Raw genomic sequence first — 14,563 nt, forward strand, 5'->3', positions numbered from 1 at the left:
GAACGGCGCGCGCGGGTGGGAGAGTTCGCCGGACCGCCGGATCCGGGCGCACACCGGTGCGCCCCGCGGGCTCGCTCCTGCGGCCAGGCATGCGCCGGCCCGCGCACCCGGTCGGGAGCGCGGGCCGGTCTGCCGGATCACTTGGCGGCGAACTCCTCGTACGCCTTCAGTACGACATCCGTCGGGCCGTCCATGCGCAGCTCGCCCTTCTCCAGCCAGAGCACGCGGTCGCAGGTGTCGCGGATCGACTTGTTGTTGTGGCTGACCAGGAAGACGGTGCCGGCCTCCTTGCGCAGCTCGCGGATCCGCGCCTCCGAGCGCTTCTGGAAGGAGCGGTCGCCGGTCGCGAGCGCCTCGTCGATCATCAGGACGTCGTGGCTCTTGGCCGCGGCGATCGAGAAGCGCAGACGGGCCGCCATGCCGGACGAGTACGTCCGCATCGGGAGCGAGATGAAGTCGCCCTTCTCGTTGATCCCGGAGAACTCCACGATCTGCTCGTAGCGCTCCCGCACCTCGTCCTGCGACATGCCCATGGCGAGACCGCCGAGGATGACGTTGCGCTCGCCGGTCAGGTCGTTCATCAGGGCGGCGTTCACGCCGAGCAGCGAGGGCTGGCCCTCGGTGTACACCTTGCCGCTCTCCGCGGGCAGCAGGCCGGCGATGGCGCGCAGCATGGTGGACTTGCCCGAGCCGTTGGAGCCGATCAGGCCGATCGCCTCGCCGCGGTAGGCGGTGAAGCTGACGCCGCGCACGGCGTGCACCTTGCGGACGTTCGGGTTGCCGCCCTTGCCGGTGACCAGCCGGGACAGGGCGCCGACGGCGCTGCCCCTGCCCGAACCGGCGCCGTGCACCCGGTACACGATGTGCAGGTCGTCCACGATCACGGTGGGGACGCGCTCCCCGCCCGGGGCGGTGTCGATGTGCTCAGCCACGGCCGTACCTCTCCTCGGCCTTCCAGAAGTAGACGAAGCCCCCGATACCCATGACCACGGCCCAGCCCAGCGCCAGCGCCCACACGTGGGGCGGCAGCTGCTCGGAGGTGAAGCTCTCGATCAGTGCGAAGCGCATCAGGTCGATGTAGACCGCCGCCGGGTTGACGTCCAGCGCGATCTTGACCACGGTCGGCGCGCTCGCCGCGAAGTGGCTGATGCTGTACATGACACCGGAGGCGTACATCCAGGTGCGCAGGATGAACGGCATCAGCTGCGCGAGGTCGGTCATCTTGCTGCCGAGCCGCGCCATCACCAGCGCCAGGCCCGCGTTGAAGACGCACTGCAGGAGGAGCGCGGGCGCCACGAGCAGCCAGGACGGGCCGGGCACCTCACCGGTCATCAGCACGATCGCCAGCAGCACGAACATCGACATCAGCAGCTGCTGCAGCTGCACCAGGGTGAAGGCGATCGGCAGGCTGGCCCGCGGGAAGTGCAGCGCGCGGATCAGCCCGAGGTTCCCCGATACCGCGCGCACGCCCGCGAGCACCGAGGACTGGGTGAAGGTGAAGATGAAGACGCCGGTGACCAGGAAGGCGATGAAGTTGTCCACGCCGCGGTCGGTGCCCAGCAGCAGGCCGAAGATGAAGTAGTAGACGGCCGCGTTGAGCAGCGGGGTCAGCACCTGCCACAGCTGGCCCAGCCGGGCCTGGGTGTACTGCGCCGACACGCGGGCCCGGGCGAACGCCGAGATGAAGTGGCGGCGGCTCCACAGCTGCCGTACGTACTCGGCGAGGCCCGGCCGGGCGCCGCTGACGGACAGGCCGTACTGGTCCGCCAGCTGGGACGCCGTGAGGCCACCGCCCGCCGGGGGCACGGGGCCCACGGCGACCGCACCGTCGTGCGTTGTCTCGCTCACAGTTGACACTTTCGTCCTCTTGGCGCGCCACGGGCCCTGCCCGTCGCGCGGGGTCACTCTCGTCCGAGCTTGTCAGATGATCGGGGGTCGTCCCAGTCGGGTCAGGCGCCACACGGTCCGCCACCGCATGGGCCGGCGCGGGCCGCTCGGGGCCGTCCAGCCCTCCTTGAAACCGCCGAACCAGGCCCTCAGCGCGGGGCCCGAGGGTCTGCGCAGCAGGGTCAGCAGCATCCACACGCCGAGGTAGACGGGGACCAGGGTCCACGGCAGGTTGCGGCGGGCCAGCCACACCCGGTTGCGGGCCACCATGCGGTGGTAGACCGCGTGCCGGCTCGGGGCGGTCAGCGGGTGGAGGAGCACCATGTCGGCGCGGTAGTCGATCATCCAGCCCGCGTCGAGGGCCCGCCAGGCGAGGTCGGTCTCCTCGTGGGCGTAGAAGAACTCGCCGGGCAGGCCGCCGACCTCCCGGAAGACCTCCGTGCGCACCGCGTTGGCGCCGCCGAGGAAGGTGGTGACGCGTGAGGAGCGCATGGGGTCGGAGGCCCGCAGCCGGGGGACGTGGCGGCGCTGGGTGCTCCCGGACTCCGGGTCGGCGATCCGGAAGCTGACGATGCCGAGGGCGGGGTCCGCGGCGAAGGCCTCACGGACCAGCTCCGCGGTGTCCTCGTTCGGCAGCAGCCCGTCGTCGTCCAGGAACAGCAGCACGTCGACCTCGCGGCCACCGGGGCCGAAGGCCTCGATGCCGACGTTGCGGCCGCCGGGGATGCCCAGGTTCTCGGGCAGCTCGACGGTCCGCACGCCGGCGGGCAGCTCGGGCAGCGGCGACCCGTTGCCGACCACGGCGATCTCGATCGCCGGGCCGCGCTGCTTGGCGACCGAGTCCAGCAGGTCGCGCAGCTCCTCGGGGCGGTTGCCCATGGTGATGATCACCGCACCGAGGCGGATCGTTCCCGCCGACGTCCCCACGGCGCTCACCTCAGCCTGCTCGACGCGAGGATCGACACCAGGTGCAGCAGCGTCTGCAGCACGGCGATGGCGGCCAGGAGGCACACGACGATGCGGGTGAAGAGCAGGTCGCCGTGGACGAAGTCCGCGACGCCGGCGGCGAGGATCAGCAGCGAGGCCTCGACACCGCCCACCAGCCGGTGGAACTTCAGCGCGGCGGCGGCCTTGCGGGCCAGCGCCAGACCGGAGGACCGGGGCACGGAGGCCTCGTCCTGGACGGCGGGCAGGCCGCTGCGGGAGCGGGCCACGTCCACCAGGTCCGTCTCGGCCTTGATCAGGATCGCGCCGAGCGCGGCCAGCGTCCCGAGGAACGCCCAGCCCCACTGGATGGTGGCGCCGTCGCGGTGGAAGAGGTCCGCCGCGCGCAGCCCGAAGCCGACCAGCAGCGCCGCCTCGGACAGGTAGTGCCCCACCCGGTCGAGGTAGACGCCGGTGATCGAGGTCTGCTTGCGCCAGCGGGCGACCTCGCCGTCGACGCAGTCCAGCAGCAGGTACAGCTGGATCAGCAGCGCGCCCGCCACGGCTCCGGCCAGGCCGGGCACCAGCAGCGCCGCGCCGGCCGCGATGCCCGCGACGATCATGAGGTACGTGAGCTGGTTGGGGGTCACCCGGCTGTTGACGAGGTGCCGGGTCCAGCGCAGCGAGATCTCCCGCATGTAGATGCGCCCGGCCCAGTGCTCACCGCTGCGGCGGTCCTTCAGCCCGGAGGGGTGAACGACCGGCCGCAGCTCAGCTACCGATGGTTTTGGCATAGTCGGCGTATGCGTCCCTGATCTGGTCGGTGGAGAGCTGCAGGTGCTCCAGGATCGTGTAGCGCCCGGGGCGGGTCTGCGGAGCGTATTCGACGGCCGTGACGAACTCGGCCTCCGTGAAGCCGATTTCACCCGGTGTGGTGGGCAGCCCGTGGCGGTGCAGGACCTCCGCGAAGAGGCCGGCATCCTCCTCGGCGCCGCGCAGGAACATCGCGAAGGCGGCGGCGATGCCGACCTGCTCGCCGTGGGCGGCGGCCCGCTTGGGGTACAGCAGGTCGATCGCGTGGCTGATCTCGTGGCACGCCCCGGATGCGGGGCGGCTGTCGCCGCTGATCGACATCGCGATGCCGGTGAGCACCAGCGCCTCGGACAGCACGGTCAGGAACTCGTCCTCCCCCGTGCCGCCGGGGTGCCGGAGCACCGACTCGCCGGCGGTGCGCGCCATGGCGGCCGCCAGTCCGTCGATCGGCTCCCCGGTCTCGCGGTGGGACAGCTCCCAGTCGGCGATCGCCGAGATGTTGGACAGAGCGTCGCCGATGCCGGAGCGCACGTAGCGGACCGGGGCCTCGCGGATCACGTCGAGGTCGATGACGAGCCCGATCGGGGTCGGCACGCCGTAGGAGCCGCGGCCGTTGTCGTTGTCCAGGGTGGACACCGGCGAGCAGATGCCGTCGTGCGACAGGTTCGTCGCCACCGCCACCAGCGGCAGGCCGACGCGCGCGGCGGCGTACTTGGCGGCGTCGATGATCTTGCCGCCGCCGAGCCCGACCACCGCGTCGTAGCGGCTGCCGCGCATTGCGTCGGCGAGCTTCACGGCACCGTCGATGGTGCCGCCGGCCACCTCGTACCAGTCCGCGCCCGGCAGCGCCGGGGCGAGCCGCTCGCGCAGCACGGCCCCGGAGCCGCCGCTTATCGCGATGGCGAGCCTGCCGGAGCTGGAGATGCGCTGGTCGGCGAGCACGCTCGCCAGGTCGTCCAGGGCTCCGGCACGGATGTCGACGACGACCGGCGAGGGGATGAGCCTCGTCAGTACCGGCACGCGATCTCCCGGGCCCGGTTCAGGTCGTCGTGGTTGTCGATCTCGACCCAGGAGACCTCGCCGATGGGGGCGACGTCGACCTGGAAGCCGCGGTTGACCAGCTCCTGGTAGCCGTCCTCGTAGTACAGCTGCGGGTCGCGCTCGAAGGTCGTCTTCAGCGCGTCGGCCAGGTCGGCGCCGGCCTCGGCCTCGATGAGGGTGACGCCGATGTACTCACCGGTGGCGGACGCCGGGTCCATCAGCTTGGTGATCCGCTGGACGCCCTTGCCGTCCGCGGTGATGACCTTCATCTCCTCGTCGGCGAGCTGCTTGACCGTGTCGAGGGCGAGGATGATGCGCTGCCCGTCGCCGCGGGCGGCGAGCAGGGTCTTCTCCACGGAGACCGGGTGCACGGTGTCGCCGTTGGCGAGGATGACGCCTTCCTTGATGACGTCACGGGCGCACCACAGGGAGTAGGCGTTGTTCCACTCCTCGGCCTTGTCGTTCTCGACGAGGTGGAGCTTGAGCCCGTACTTGGCCTCCAGCGCGGCCTGCCGCTCGTAGACGGCCTCCTTGCGGTAGCCGACGACGATGGCGGCCTCGGTCAGGCCGACCTCCGCGAAGTTGCCCAGGGTGAGGTCCAGGACGGTGGTGGTCCCCTCACCCGCCGGGTCCACCGGCACCAGGGCCTTCGGCAGGGTGTCGGTGTAGGGGCGCAGTCGCCGTCCGGCGCCGGCCGCCAGCACGAGGCCGATCATGCAGGTCCTCCAGTTTCGTCGTGTACAGCGGGTGCTTGCGAGGACACCCAGAAGCCGATGCTCTCGGTGAGCACCACCACCGCCAGCGCGACGGCGAGAACCGTCAGCGCGACCGTGAAACCCGTGTTGTGCGCCAGTGCCGCGGCCGCCGCGGTGACCAGCAGTGCCCGGCCTTCGTGACCGCCGGTCGCGCGGACCAGACGCCTCGGGGGCGCCCCGGTCCCGCCGCGGATGCGGTACACCGTGTCGTAGTGATGGTAGGCGACCGCGGCCACCAGCCCGAAAGCCGCGGGCAAGGCTCCGTTCACATCGGAGACCGCCGCGAGCACCAGGATGGTGGTGTATTCGGCCGCGCGGAAGACCGGCGGCACGATCCAGTCGAGGGCTCCCTTGAGCGGCCGCGAGACGGCGAGCGCCGACGTCACGGCGTAGCAGCAGGCGGCGGCCACCGGCCACGCGCTGCCGGCCGGGGCCAGCAAGGACGTGGCGATCATCACTGCCGCGCCCAGCAGGGCGGCAGCGGGGACGCCGCGGCCCCGGAAGAGCCGGGTCAGGCCCTCGGCGAGCGGCCCGGTGTCGGCGAGGTCGGCCAGCGCCCGGGCGGCGGCGGCGCCCGAGGGCGTCCTGCGACGCGCGGAGCGCAGCACGCGGCCCACCGTGGTGTAGCAGGCGGCGAGCCCCGAGGCGACGATGAGCACGGCGAGGGTGATGCGCGGCGTGGTCACCGCCGTGAGCACCGCGATCAGCGCCCAGCGCTCGCCGATGGGCAGCACGATCATGCGGCGCAGCCACACCGTCCAGCCGACGCGGTCGAGCTTGCGGGAGAGCACCGCGGCGCCGGCCCGCGCGTCGTGGTCGGTCTCGGCGAAGGCGAAGTCCACGACATGGCGGCAGGTCTGCAGCACCATGGCGCCGAGCGCCAGCGCCCAGACGTCGTCGCCGCCGCGGGCCGCGCCGAGGGCGAGGCCCGCGTAGTAGGCGTACTCCTTGGCGCGGTCGAAGGTGGCGTCCAGCCATGCGCCGAGCGTGGAGTACTGCAGCGAGTAACGGGCCAGCTGGCCGTCGGTGCAATCCAGGACGAAGGAGGTCAGCAGCAGCGCGCCCGCGGCGACGAAGCCCGGCCGGGTCCCGGTGGCCGCGCAGCCGGCCGCGATCAGGGCCACCAGCAGCGAGGCGGTGGTCACCTGGTTCGGGGTGAGCCCGCGGCGGGCGCACCAGCGCGCGATGTAGCGGGAGTAGGGGCTGATGAAGAAGGTGGTGAAGAAGCCGTCGCGGGACTTCACCGCGCTGCGCAGCCGCACCGCCTCGTCGTCGACGGCGGCGACGGCCGCCGCCGCGGCGGCGCGACCCGGGGCGTCGGCCGGGACGGTCGCGATGAGGACACCGAGCTCGGGACGGTGGACGGGTACGCCGTCCTTCTCCATCCGCCCCGCGAGCCGGTCGGCGTAGGTCTCGCCCTCGCCCTCCTCGCCGGTCTCGGCGACGGCCCGCACCAGGGCGGCGCGGGCGGCGGGGCGCACCGAGACGGCGCCGGGCAGGGCGGAGGCGTCGAACCGGGGGTCGGTCAGCCCGAGGCGCAGTGCGTGCGCGTGCCCGACGAAGCGAGGGTCGACCACGGCGACGCGCTCGGTCGCGGGGACGCCCTGCAGGTACGTGGCGAGCGAGGCGGCGTCCTCCGCGGTGACGACCTCGAAGCCGAGGTTCCGCAGGTCGCCCTCGATCGGCGACATCGCGGCCGGCGCACCGGCGAGGATGGCGGTCGACAGAAGGACTCATCTCCCTGGACTTGCGAGTGTGCTCGGCGCCATCGGGGACGCCGCCGCACGGGGTGCGACGCGCCGCACGGGGTGGTGTCGGCAGAGGGTATCGGATTCCCGGAAGGCTCCGTTCACCGGCCGTTTCCCCGGCGATGGGCCGCTGGGCGTGATCATCATGGTCGATCACGCGCCCATCGACAAAGCCCGGTACACCGCGTAGACCGGGGGTCACGGTGAGTGCCGGGAGGCCCGCTCCGGAAGGGGCGCCGGACGGTCGTCGAACTGCCCGGGGCTCGTGGTGGGATCGGGACGTCGTCCGGTGGAACGCCGGTGTGCCGCGTCCGGCCGTCGGCCACGACCACGACCACGAACGGGCCTTCGGTGACCCGGGTCCCGTCCGGTGCCCGTCCCTGTTCCGGGGCCCGGTGTTCCCCGAGCCGACGGCCCCCGGGCGGCATGTCCTCGCCCGTCCGCCTCCCCGCACCGAGCCATTAGGGTGGCGCCATGACTTGGTTGATCACCGGCGGGGCCGGCTTCATCGGATCTCACGTGGTGCGGGCCATGAGCCGCGCGGGAGAGCGCGTGGTCGTGCTCGACGACGGCTCGTCCGGCGTCGCTGCCAGGGTGCCCGCGGACGTCCCGGTGGTGACCGGTTCCGTCCTGGACCGCGCCGTGCTGGACCGCGCGATCGCCGAGCAGGGCGTGACGGGTGTGGTGCACCTGGCCGCCAGGAAGCAGGTCGGCGAGTCGGTGGAGCAGCCGCTGCGCTACTACCGGGAGAACCTGGGCGGCCTCGGGACGCTGCTGGAGGCGGTGGCGGACGCCGGCGTCGGCCGTTTCGTCTTCTCCTCCTCCGCCGCCGTGTACGGCCTGCCCGACGTGCCGCTGGTGACCGAGTCCACGCCGTGCCTGCCGCTGAGCCCGTACGGCGAGACCAAGCTGGCCGGCGAGTGGCTGGTCCGCGCGGCCGGGCGGGCGCACGGGATCTCCACCGCCTGCCTGCGCTACTTCAACGTCGCGGGGGCGGCCGAGCCCCGGCTCGCCGACACCGGGGTGTTCAACATCGTCCCGATGGTCTTCGACAAGCTGACCAGGGGCGAGGCCCCGCAGATCTTCGGGGACGACTACCCGACCCCCGACGGCACGTGCGTGCGCGACTACATCCATGTCGAGGACCTGGCCGACGCCCACCTCGCGGCGGCCCGCTGGGTCGGCGAGCGGGACGGCGGCGCCGACCTGACGGTGAACATCGGGCGCGGCGAGGGCGTCTCCGTCCGGGAACTGATCGACATCGTGCTGGAGGTCACCGGCCGCAAGGACGTCGAGCCGGTGATCATGCCGCGTCGGGCGGGCGACCCGGCGAGCGTGGTCGCCTCGTCCGAGCTGATCCGCCGGGAACTGGACTGGGCGGCCACCCGCGGCGTCCGCGAGATGGTCGAATCCGCGTGGGAGGGCTGGTGCCTGAACCACCCGCAGGCGCGGGGCGCCTGACCACGGGCGTTCCCCCGCGGTCGCGGTGCGGACCATCACCGCAGGTCACCACGGCTGACAGCGGTCACCGTCGGCGAGTTGCCCACGGACGGTGACCGTTGTTCACTGGGCTCGCCGGTCTCCGCGCGCGGGCTCGCCGTCGCGCTGAGGGCGACGGACGGGAGGTGTCGGGCGATGGGCGCAGGACACGCGCACGGCCACGGCCACCCGCACGGGCCGGGGACCGCACCGACGGGCACGGCGGCCGCGGCGTACCGCGGGCGGCTGCGCATGGCGCTCGGCATCACGCTGCTGATCCTCGTGGCGGAGGTCGCGGGCAGCGCGCTCACCGGATCGCTCGCCCTGCTCGCCGACGCCGGGCACATGGCCACCGACGCGGCGGGCCTGGCGATGGCGCTGGTGGCCATCCACTTCGCCAACCGCCCGCCGAGCGAGCGCCGCACCTTCGGGCTGGCACGCGCCGAGATCCTGTCGGCGGTGGCCAACGCGGTGCTGCTGTTCGGCGTGGGCGCCTTCATCTTCTACGAGGCGGTCCGCCGGCTGATCACACCCACCGAGGTGGAGGGCGGGCTCACCGTCGTCTTCGGCGCGATCGGCCTGGTGGCGAACTCGGTGTCCCTGCTGCTGCTGATGCGGGGGCAGCGCGAGAGCCTCAACGTCCGGGGGGCCTTCCTCGAGGTCATGGCGGACGCGCTGGGCTCGCTGGCCGTCGTCGTGGCGGCGCTGGTGATCCTGGTCACCGGCTGGCAGCGGGCGGACGCGGTCGCCTCGATCCTGATCGGCCTGATGATCGTCCCGCGGACGTGGAAGCTGCTGCGCGAGGCGATCGACGTCCTGCTCGAGGCCGCGCCCAAGGACGTGGACATGGCCGACGTACGCGCGCACATCCTGGCGCTGCCCGGAGTGGCGGGGCTGCACGACCTGCACGTGTGGACGATCACCTCGGGAATGCCGGTGCTCTCGGCGCACGTCGTGGTGAGCCGCGACGTCCTGGACGCGGTCGGCCACGAGAAGATGCTGCACGACCTGCAGGGCTGTCTCGGCACCCACTTCGACGTGGAGCACTGCACCTTCCAGCTGGAGCCGGTGGGGCACGCGGAGCACGAGGCGCGTTTGTGCCACTGAGAAACCGCCCTTGAGGAACGCCGTGTCACGCACGCAGTGTGACGATACGCAAACACGCTGCGACCGCACCGGGGGTCCCCGCGTGAGGCAGACTGAGGTCTTGTCGTCGAAGCAAAGGATGGCCATGCCCACAAGCCCCGCCGCCGACCGGCCCCGCACACCCGCCGCGGACCCCTCCTCCAACGGTGCCCCGGCGCCGATCCTCCTCGAGCTGGTCGACGAGACCGGCGCGACGATCGGCACCGCGGAGAAGCTGTCGGCCCACCTGCCGCCGGGGCGGCTCCATCGGGCGTTCTCGGTCTTCCTCTTCGACCGGGAAGGCCGGCTGCTGCTGCAGCGACGGGCCGCGGGGAAGTACCACTCGCCCGGAGTATGGTCGAACACCTGCTGCGGCCACCCCTATCCCGGCGAACCGCCCTTCGTCGCCGCCGCGCGCCGCACCGCAGAGGAACTCGGCGTGGCGCCCGCGGTGATGCGGGAGGCCGGCACTGTCCGCTACAACCACCCGGACCCGGCGTCGGGGCTGGTCGAGCAGGAGTACAACCACCTCTTCGTCGGTGTGGTGACCGCACCCCTGGACCCGGATCCGGAGGAGATCGGCGAGACGGCCTTCGTGTCGCCCACCGAGCTCGCCGCGCTCCGCACCGCCGGGCCGTTCTCGGCCTGGTTCCCGACCGTGCTGGACGCCGCGCTGCCCGCGGTGCGCGAGCTGACGGGCGACGCGGGCTGGTAGCCCGGCCCGCGCCGGTCCCCGCGTCAGTGCACCGGGCCGGGCGGCAGCGGGAGCGCGGCCCAGATGACCTTGCCGCCGGTCGTCGTCTGCTGGACGTCGCACATCCCGCCCGCCTCGGCGGTCACCGCCTTGACCAGCAGCAGGCCGCGCCCCCCGGTGTCGGCGTCGTCGACCTGGAGGGCCTTCGGCCGGTACGGGTGGTTGTCCTCGACGGCCACCCGTACCCAGTCGACGCCCACGGCGAACTCCACCGCGATCTCCGGGGAGAGCAGCGCGGCGTGCCGCACCGCGTTGGTGACGAGTTCGGAGACGATCAGCAGCAGGCCGTGCAGCAGTTCCTCGCCGACCGGCACGCCCTGGCGGACGACGAGATCCTGTACCGCGTGCCGGGCCTGCGGCACCGAGGAGTCCAGCGCGGGGGCCGTGAAGCGCCACACGCCCTCGTAGGGGCGCGGGACATCCGGCGCCACCGGGGGCACCGGATCGGGGGGCGGGACGCTCCCGCGTACGTCCATGGCGGTCTTCACCCTCGCATTCGCGCGATACACCCCGCGGCTCCCGAGGGCCGCCCACGGCGGCGACGGGGTTCGCCTCACGGATCGAGTGTCGGCAGGCAACGGGCCCACCCCGAGCCGCTGACCGTAAATCCACATCTTTCGATCACGTCCGACCCATGGCGATCGGACGTGCCAGGCCAGTGAGCCCTACTGACCCGGCCGTTCCACTTCACTGACGGGTCAGCGGGGCGTCCCGGGCATCGGCGACCATTCCGACGATCCGCCGCCCGCCCAGACCCGCGCCGAGCAGGCCCAGGCCGTCGAAGAGCAGCGCCAGCGAGAAGAAGGCGCCGATGACGTAGACACTGCTCTCCGGCCAGTCGGCCAGGACCAGGATGGCCAGCAGGATGCCGATGGCGCCCTGGATGAGGGTCCACACCATGTGCGGCCCGCGCACCACCATGCCGCCGAAGAGGCGGAAGATCCCACCGGTCAGGAAGAGCAGCGCCGCGAACATGGTCAGGGCGGCCGCCGTCTGCTCGGGATTGCGGATCACGACGACCCCGGCGGCGATGTAGAGGGCCGCGACGACCAGGGCGAGCCAGAAGAAGTTGGTGTTGCGGTTCTGCACCGCCTGGACCAGGCCGACGATGCCGCCGACCAGCAGCAGCCAGCCGAAGAGCAGCATCGAGGTGATGGTCGCGAAGCCCACGTAGAACAGCCCGACCAGGCCGCCCACGACCAGGACCGCCCCCAGCGCGGCGACCCAGCCGAAGCTGCGCTTGATCCCGGCCTCCGGGGATTCCGGATGCTTCTTGCGTCCCTTGAACGGGGCCATGGCCGCCGCCTCCTCGCGCTCGTCGGAAGCCAGTCGGGAACTACGGCTCATATACCCGATTTGCCGTGGCACGGACCGGGATAGGATCCCCGTCCGGCGGCCTCGGCGATCTCCGCCTGCCGGGACGACGACGAGACGAGGGGTGCGGGCATGTCCGAGCCGTCCGGGCCGGGCCTGGTGGTGGACACGGCGGGCGCCACCGCCACCGTGACGATCAGCAATCCTGCCAAGCGCAACGCGATGACCTTGGCGATGTGGCGGGAGCTGCCCGGCCTGCTCGACGGCCTCGCGGGCGACCCGGCCGTGCGCGTCCTGGTGCTCACCGGGGCCGGCGGCACCTTCTGCGCCGGCGCGGACATCTCCGGCCTGCGCGGTCCGGCCGGCGGCCCCGGCGCGACGCAGAGCGCGGCCGTGGAGGCGGAGGAGGCGCTCGCGGCGTTCCCCAAGCCGACGCTGGCCGTGATCCGGGGTTCCTGCGTGGGCGGCGGCTGCCAGCTCGCGGCCGCCTGCGACCTGCGGTTCGCCGCGGAGGGCGCGCGTTTCGGGGTCACCCCGGCGCGGCTGGGCATCGTCTACCCGGCGTCCTCCACGCGCCGCCTCATGGGCCTGGTCGGACCGGCGACGGCGAAGTACCTGCTGTTCTCCGCCGAGCTGATCGGCCACGAGCGTGCGCTGCGGACGGGGCTGGTGGACGAGGTGCTCGCGGAGGACGAACTCGACAAGCGGGTGGAGGAGTTCGCCGGGGTGCTGGCCTCGCGGTCGCTGCTGACGCAGGCGGCGGCCAAGGAGTTCACCACGCCCGTACTCGACCCGGCACGGGTCGCGCACTGGGCCCGCCAGGCGGAGGGCAGCGCGGACACGGCGGAGGGTGTGGCCGCGTTCCTGGAGGGCCGTGAACCCCTTTTCACGTGGACGGCGGAGGGCCGGCCAGGACCGCCAGGTGCGGCGGCAGCGGTACCCCGTCGCGCAGCGCCGGGTCGGGGACGGGGGTGCCCCACGCGGCGGTGAGCGGCAGGACACCCGCCCACACGGGCAGCGCGGCGTCGGGCCCGTCGCCGTCGTCGGGCGGGCCGGAGCGGAGCTTGACCGAGGCCTCGTCGGTGGCCAGCGCGAGCAGCGTCGTCGCGGCGAGTTCCCGGCGGTCCGGCCGGCGGGCGTGGTCCCACTGCCCCGGGGCGCACTGCTCGGTGAGCACACGCAGTCCGTGCAGCTTCTCCGCGGGGTCGGTGACGGGACGGGGCGTGCCGAGGACCATCGCGCTGCGGTAGTTGACGCCGTGCTCGAAGACGGAACGGGCCAGGACCAGGCCGTCCACATGGGTCACCGTGACGCACACCGGGTCGCCCGGCGCCGGGCGCAGGCTGCGGCTCGCCACGGAGCCGTGCAGGTACAGGGTGGCCGCGGCGGCGTCGTAGCCGTACGCGGTGGGCACGGCCAGGGGGGTGCCGTCGACGACGACGGCGAGGTGGCAGACGAATCCCGCGCCCAGTACGGCGTCCAGGTCGTCGCGGCGGACGCTGCCCTGCTCGCGGAGGCGGCGGTGGCGGGTGCGGTCGGTCACGGGCAGGGTGCGGTCGGCGGCTGGCATGGGCGGGGCCTCCGAGGGTTGACGGCTACTGGGCGCCGAGACTAGCCATATCGACTGTTCGACGTCACGCTCTCCACGGAAACAGTGGCGATTTCGGCTCGGGCGATGGAATCGGTGTTTCGGCGGTCCGACTCTCGGCGACATGCCGACCGGTCGGTAACCTGCTGCCATGACCGCCACCGCCCCCACCACGCCCGCGCTGGAGCCGCGCGCGGGCAGGCGCTGCCACAACGCCCTCAACCCCCTGCACTCGGTCGTGTACTTCTCCTCCGAGTACGACCGCGAACTCACGGCCCTCGGCCTGGAGCGCGGCGCCATGGCCTACTTCGCAGGGCGGGCCGCTCCGCTGGGCGCCGTCGCTGCGGGGACGGTCACCGCCACCTTCTACAACTTCAACCACGCGATCATCGCCCCGGTCATCCCGCGCGCCTGGGGCGTCGCGCCCCCCGAAGCGGTCGTGGAGACCCGGCTGCGCGTCGCGGACGCGGTGCTGACGCGGCTGCTGGGGCCGGAGGTCATCGCCTCCGCCGACCTCGCCGACGCCGCGCGCCTCGCACTCCGCGCCGCCGAGGCCTGCACCCGCGAGGCCAGGCCCCTCTATGCCGCCAACGCGGACCTGCCGGTGCCGGAGCGGCCCCACCTCGCGCTCTGGCACGCCGCCACCCTGCTGCGCGAGCACCGGGGCGACGGGCACCTCGCGGCCCTGGCCGCGGCGGGCCTGAACGGACTGGAGGCCCTGGTGACCCACACCGCCACCGGCAAGGGCTTCACCCCGGGCTTCGTGCGCCGCACCCGCGGATGGTCGGCGCAGGACTGGGCCGCGGCCCAGGACAGGCTCCGGGAACGCGGCCTCCTCGACGCGGACGGCGACCTCACGGACCGCGGTGTCGAACTGCGCCAAGAGATCGAGGGCGTGACCGACCGCCTCGACCGCGCGCCCTACGAGCACCTCGGGGCCGCCGCCGTGGACCGCCTCACCAAGCTCGCCGGCGCCCTCACCCACCGCGTCCTGGGCAACGGCGGCTTCCCGCTGCAGCACTTCGGCAAGAGCTGAGGCGGGAGGGCCGCCGGACCGGGCGCGGTGGCATGCCCCGCACCTGCGGTGTCGGTCGACACATCGACATGTGCGCCCGTGCAAGGCCCCCGAGGCGGC

At 72.9% G+C, this 14,563-nt stretch carries 15 protein-coding genes; 5 read left to right on the top strand and 10 right to left on the bottom strand.

The genetic code is table 11. The annotated features are described in order from the left end of the window. Window positions 1-137 precede the first annotated feature (137 nt). From PV342_RS25310 to PV342_RS25340, 7 genes are all read right to left on the bottom strand, one after another. Window positions 138-932, bottom strand: coding sequence for an ABC transporter ATP-binding protein (locus PV342_RS25310; protein WP_018558133.1), 795 nt, complete (start codon window positions 930-932; stop codon window positions 138-140). Further along, window positions 925-1,848: an ABC transporter permease gene (locus PV342_RS25315; RefSeq protein WP_386993320.1), complete on the bottom strand. Its 924-nt coding sequence runs from the start codon at window positions 1,846-1,848 to the stop codon at window positions 925-927. Before PV342_RS25315 ends, PV342_RS25310 begins: the two co-directional genes overlap by 8 nt. Before the next feature lie 72 nt (window positions 1,849-1,920). After that, a complete protein-coding gene (locus tag PV342_RS25320; RefSeq protein WP_400807620.1) occupies window positions 1,921-2,766 on the bottom strand; it encodes a glycosyltransferase family 2 protein in 846 nt (281 codons plus the stop codon). A 53-nt stretch (window positions 2,767-2,819) separates the two neighbouring features. Continuing rightward, a complete protein-coding gene (locus tag PV342_RS25325; protein ID WP_500318738.1) occupies window positions 2,820-3,605 on the bottom strand; it encodes a CDP-alcohol phosphatidyltransferase family protein in 786 nt (261 codons plus the stop codon). Beyond that, entirely contained in the window at window positions 3,583-4,644 is a 1,062-nt protein-coding gene (locus tag PV342_RS25330) for an iron-containing alcohol dehydrogenase family protein (RefSeq protein ID WP_018558129.1), read from the bottom strand. Before PV342_RS25330 ends, PV342_RS25325 begins: the two co-directional genes overlap by 23 nt. Continuing rightward, window positions 4,632-5,381, bottom strand: coding sequence for a phosphocholine cytidylyltransferase family protein (locus PV342_RS25335; RefSeq protein WP_386993321.1), 750 nt, complete (start codon window positions 5,379-5,381; stop codon window positions 4,632-4,634). Before PV342_RS25335 ends, PV342_RS25330 begins: the two co-directional genes overlap by 13 nt. Further along, window positions 5,378-7,147, bottom strand: a complete 1,770-nt coding sequence (locus tag PV342_RS25340) for a DUF5941 domain-containing protein (RefSeq protein ID WP_500318776.1) — start codon at window positions 7,145-7,147, stop codon at window positions 5,378-5,380. Before PV342_RS25340 ends, PV342_RS25335 begins: the two co-directional genes overlap by 4 nt. A 495-nt stretch (window positions 7,148-7,642) precedes the next feature. Between PV342_RS25340 and galE the strand changes: the two genes are divergently transcribed. The 3 genes from galE to idi all read left to right on the top strand — a co-directional run bounded on the left by galE (window position 7,643) and on the right by idi (window position 10,487). Next, on the top strand, window positions 7,643-8,629 hold the full coding sequence (gene galE, locus PV342_RS25345; RefSeq protein ID WP_026250805.1) for a UDP-glucose 4-epimerase GalE: 987 nt from the start codon (window positions 7,643-7,645) through the stop codon (window positions 8,627-8,629). Window positions 8,630-8,803: 174 nt separating this feature from the next. Then, window positions 8,804-9,754 (top strand): cation diffusion facilitator family transporter, encoded by a 951-nt coding sequence (locus PV342_RS25350; protein WP_329184449.1) that lies wholly within the window; start codon window positions 8,804-8,806, stop codon window positions 9,752-9,754. 124 nt (window positions 9,755-9,878) lie between these two features. Then, window positions 9,879-10,487 carry an isopentenyl-diphosphate Delta-isomerase gene (gene idi, locus PV342_RS25355; RefSeq protein ID WP_500318739.1) on the top strand — a complete coding sequence of 203 codons (609 nt, stop codon included), beginning with the start codon at window positions 9,879-9,881 and terminating at the stop codon, window positions 10,485-10,487. Window positions 10,488-10,510: 23 nt separating this feature from the next. On the opposite strand, the gene PV342_RS25360 is transcribed toward idi, so the two are convergent. Both PV342_RS25360 and PV342_RS25365 read right to left on the bottom strand, forming a co-directional pair. Continuing rightward, a complete protein-coding gene (locus tag PV342_RS25360; RefSeq protein ID WP_500318740.1) occupies window positions 10,511-11,002 on the bottom strand; it encodes an ATP-binding protein in 492 nt (163 codons plus the stop codon). Between the two features lie 211 nt (window positions 11,003-11,213). Next, a complete protein-coding gene (locus PV342_RS25365) occupies window positions 11,214-11,822 on the bottom strand; it encodes an HdeD family acid-resistance protein (RefSeq protein WP_500318777.1) in 609 nt (202 codons plus the stop codon). A 150-nt stretch (window positions 11,823-11,972) separates the two neighbouring features. Here PV342_RS25365 and PV342_RS25370 point away from each other — a divergent pair, with 150 nt between their 5' ends. Beyond that, the gene (locus PV342_RS25370; RefSeq protein WP_500318741.1) at window positions 11,973-12,830 is read left to right on the top strand and encodes an enoyl-CoA hydratase/isomerase family protein; all 858 of its coding nucleotides are present in this window, start codon (window positions 11,973-11,975) and stop codon (window positions 12,828-12,830) included. Here the strand turns inward: PV342_RS25370 and PV342_RS25375 are convergent. Next, entirely contained in the window at window positions 12,727-13,410 is a 684-nt protein-coding gene (locus PV342_RS25375; RefSeq protein ID WP_400807515.1) for a pyridoxamine 5'-phosphate oxidase family protein, read from the bottom strand. The genes PV342_RS25370 and PV342_RS25375 overlap by 104 nt on opposite strands. Before the next feature lie 169 nt (window positions 13,411-13,579). Between PV342_RS25375 and PV342_RS25380 the strand changes: the two genes are divergently transcribed. Next, a complete protein-coding gene (locus tag PV342_RS25380; protein ID WP_500318742.1) occupies window positions 13,580-14,464 on the top strand; it encodes an SCO6745 family protein in 885 nt (294 codons plus the stop codon). The last annotated feature ends 99 nt before the right edge of the window (window positions 14,465-14,563 follow it).

Source organism: Streptomyces sp. PA03-3a, assembly GCF_033792735.1.
Taxonomy (GTDB): Bacteria; Actinomycetota; Actinomycetes; order Streptomycetales; family Streptomycetaceae; genus Actinacidiphila.

Excerpts from the sequence above, each read along its gene's own strand:
- PV342_RS25320 (WP_400807620.1), bottom strand. The coding sequence starts at position 2,766 with ATGGGCAACCGCCCCGAGGAGCTGCGCGACCTGCTGGACTCGGTCGCC.
- PV342_RS25325 (WP_500318738.1), bottom strand. The coding sequence starts at position 3,605 with ATGCCAAAACCATCGGTAGCTGAGCTGCGGCCGGTCGTTCACCCCTCC.
- PV342_RS25335 (WP_386993321.1), bottom strand. The coding sequence starts at position 5,381 with ATGATCGGCCTCGTGCTGGCGGCCGGCGCCGGACGGCGACTGCGCCCC.
- galE (WP_026250805.1), top strand. The coding sequence starts at position 7,643 with ATGACTTGGTTGATCACCGGCGGGGCCGGCTTCATCGGATCTCACGTG.
- PV342_RS25350 (WP_329184449.1), top strand. The coding sequence starts at position 8,804 with ATGGGCGCAGGACACGCGCACGGCCACGGCCACCCGCACGGGCCGGGG.
- idi (WP_500318739.1), top strand. The coding sequence starts at position 9,879 with ATGCCCACAAGCCCCGCCGCCGACCGGCCCCGCACACCCGCCGCGGAC.
- PV342_RS25360 (WP_500318740.1), bottom strand. The coding sequence starts at position 11,002 with ATGGACGTACGCGGGAGCGTCCCGCCCCCCGATCCGGTGCCCCCGGTG.
- PV342_RS25365 (WP_500318777.1), bottom strand. The coding sequence starts at position 11,822 with ATGGCCCCGTTCAAGGGACGCAAGAAGCATCCGGAATCCCCGGAGGCC.
- PV342_RS25370 (WP_500318741.1), top strand. The coding sequence starts at position 11,973 with ATGTCCGAGCCGTCCGGGCCGGGCCTGGTGGTGGACACGGCGGGCGCC.
- PV342_RS25375 (WP_400807515.1), bottom strand. The coding sequence starts at position 13,410 with ATGCCAGCCGCCGACCGCACCCTGCCCGTGACCGACCGCACCCGCCAC.
- PV342_RS25380 (WP_500318742.1), top strand. The coding sequence starts at position 13,580 with ATGACCGCCACCGCCCCCACCACGCCCGCGCTGGAGCCGCGCGCGGGC.